The following is a 1,418-nucleotide window of genomic DNA, read 5'->3' as shown; positions in this document are numbered from 1 at the left end:
AGAGGGAGTTTTGTGAGGGATTGTCCTCATCTGGGTTCCCTTGGAGGTGAGGGTCCCGTGATGGAGGTTGACGCTCGGCGTGGACCCGGTGGACTGGCGGTATGGGCGAGCGTAAGCCGTACCCCAGCGATCTGTCCGACGAGCGTTGGGCGCTGATCGAGCCGGTCATCACGGCGTGGAAGGCCCGGCACCCCTCGGTCAGCGGGCATCGGGGGCGTTACGCGATGCGGGAGATCGTCAACGCGATCCTCTACCAGGCCCGGACCGGCTGCCAGTGGCGATACCTTCCACATGACCTGCCGCCGCACACCGCGGTGTACTACTACTTCGCCGCCTGGCGCGATGACGGCACCGACCAGACCATCCATGACCTGCTGCGCTGCCAGGTCCGGGAGAAGGCCGGACGGCGCGAGGACCCCACCGCGGTGGTCTTGGACACCCAGACCGTGCACGCCTCGGTCAGCGCGCCGGCCGCCACGACCGGGCTGGACGCGGGCAAGAAGAGCCGGGGCCGCAAGCGGGGCATCGCCGTCGACGTGACCGGGCTGGTGATCGCGGTGGTGGTGGCCGCCGCGAGCGTGCACGACAACGCGATCGGCGTCGCCCTGCTGGACAAGGTCGCGATCGACAACCCCGCCGTCACCAAGGCGTGGGTGGACGCGGGGTTCAAGAACGCGGTCACCGCGCACGGAGCCGCTCTGGGCATCACGGTGGAGAGCGTGCACCGCGACCCGCAGACCAGGGGGTTCGCGCCGCTGCCCAAGCGGTGGGTGGTCGAGCAGGTCTACGGCAGCCTGATGCTGCACCGCCGCCTGGTACGGGACTACGAGCGGCTGACCGTCAGCGCCGAATCGATGCTCTACTGGTCGATGACCGACAATATGACCCGTCGGCTGACCGGCACCGCGACCCCGTCGTGGCGGCCGGCTGCGCGCTTGGGCCTGGCGGCGTGAGGCCACCGCGTTCCGGCGCCGCACCGATGGTGCCCGATGAACTGCTGCGGCACCTGGACGAACGCGAACAGGACGCTCATGCCGAAGCCGATCGGCTGCGCGCCGCGATCGCCGAGTTGTCGGCTCGGCTGGAAGAGGCCGAGCAGGTGGTGTCCCGTCTGCGGCTCACCCGGCAGACGCTGCTGGAGATCGCCGGGCGGCAGGACGAGCAGGACCGGCCCGGCGCAGGCGGCTCAGGTGAACCTCTTCCGCCCGCCTACCAGGAGATTCTGGCCGTCTTGGCGCACGCTGAAGGCGGCCTGCGGGCCAAGGACCTGTGCCGCGCCCTGGACGTCGGAGATCAGCCACGTCATGTCGAGGGCATGCGCGCCAAGCTCAAACGCCTGGTCGGCCGCGACATCCTCACCGAACCGGAACCCGGCCTATTCACGATGAACAGGAACAAAAGCTAACAAAACTCCCTCT

2 protein-coding genes are annotated in these 1,418 nt (G+C 68.9%); both read left to right on the top strand.

Annotated elements, in window-relative coordinates; translation table 11 throughout:
• Positions 1–101 precede the first annotated feature (101 nt).
• Positions 102–953 carry an IS5 family transposase gene (locus ACWJ6R_RS36290; RefSeq protein ID WP_449066538.1) on the top strand — a complete coding sequence of 284 codons (852 nt, stop codon included), beginning with the start codon at positions 102–104 and terminating at the stop codon, positions 951–953.
• Positions 954–979: 26 nt separating this feature from the next.
• Entirely contained in the window at positions 980–1,405 is a 426-nt protein-coding gene (locus tag ACWJ6R_RS36285; RefSeq protein WP_449066537.1) for a hypothetical protein, read from the top strand.
• The last annotated feature ends 13 nt before the right edge of the window (positions 1,406–1,418 follow it).

Source organism: Planomonospora algeriensis, assembly GCF_977012225.1.
The sequence above is the reverse complement of the archived record's forward strand: the minus strand, read 5'-3'. Positions and strand labels throughout refer to the sequence as shown.

Excerpts from the sequence above, each read along its gene's own strand:
- ACWJ6R_RS36290 (WP_449066538.1), top strand. The coding sequence starts at position 102 with ATGGGCGAGCGTAAGCCGTACCCCAGCGATCTGTCCGACGAGCGTTGG.
- ACWJ6R_RS36285 (WP_449066537.1), top strand. The coding sequence starts at position 980 with ATGGTGCCCGATGAACTGCTGCGGCACCTGGACGAACGCGAACAGGAC.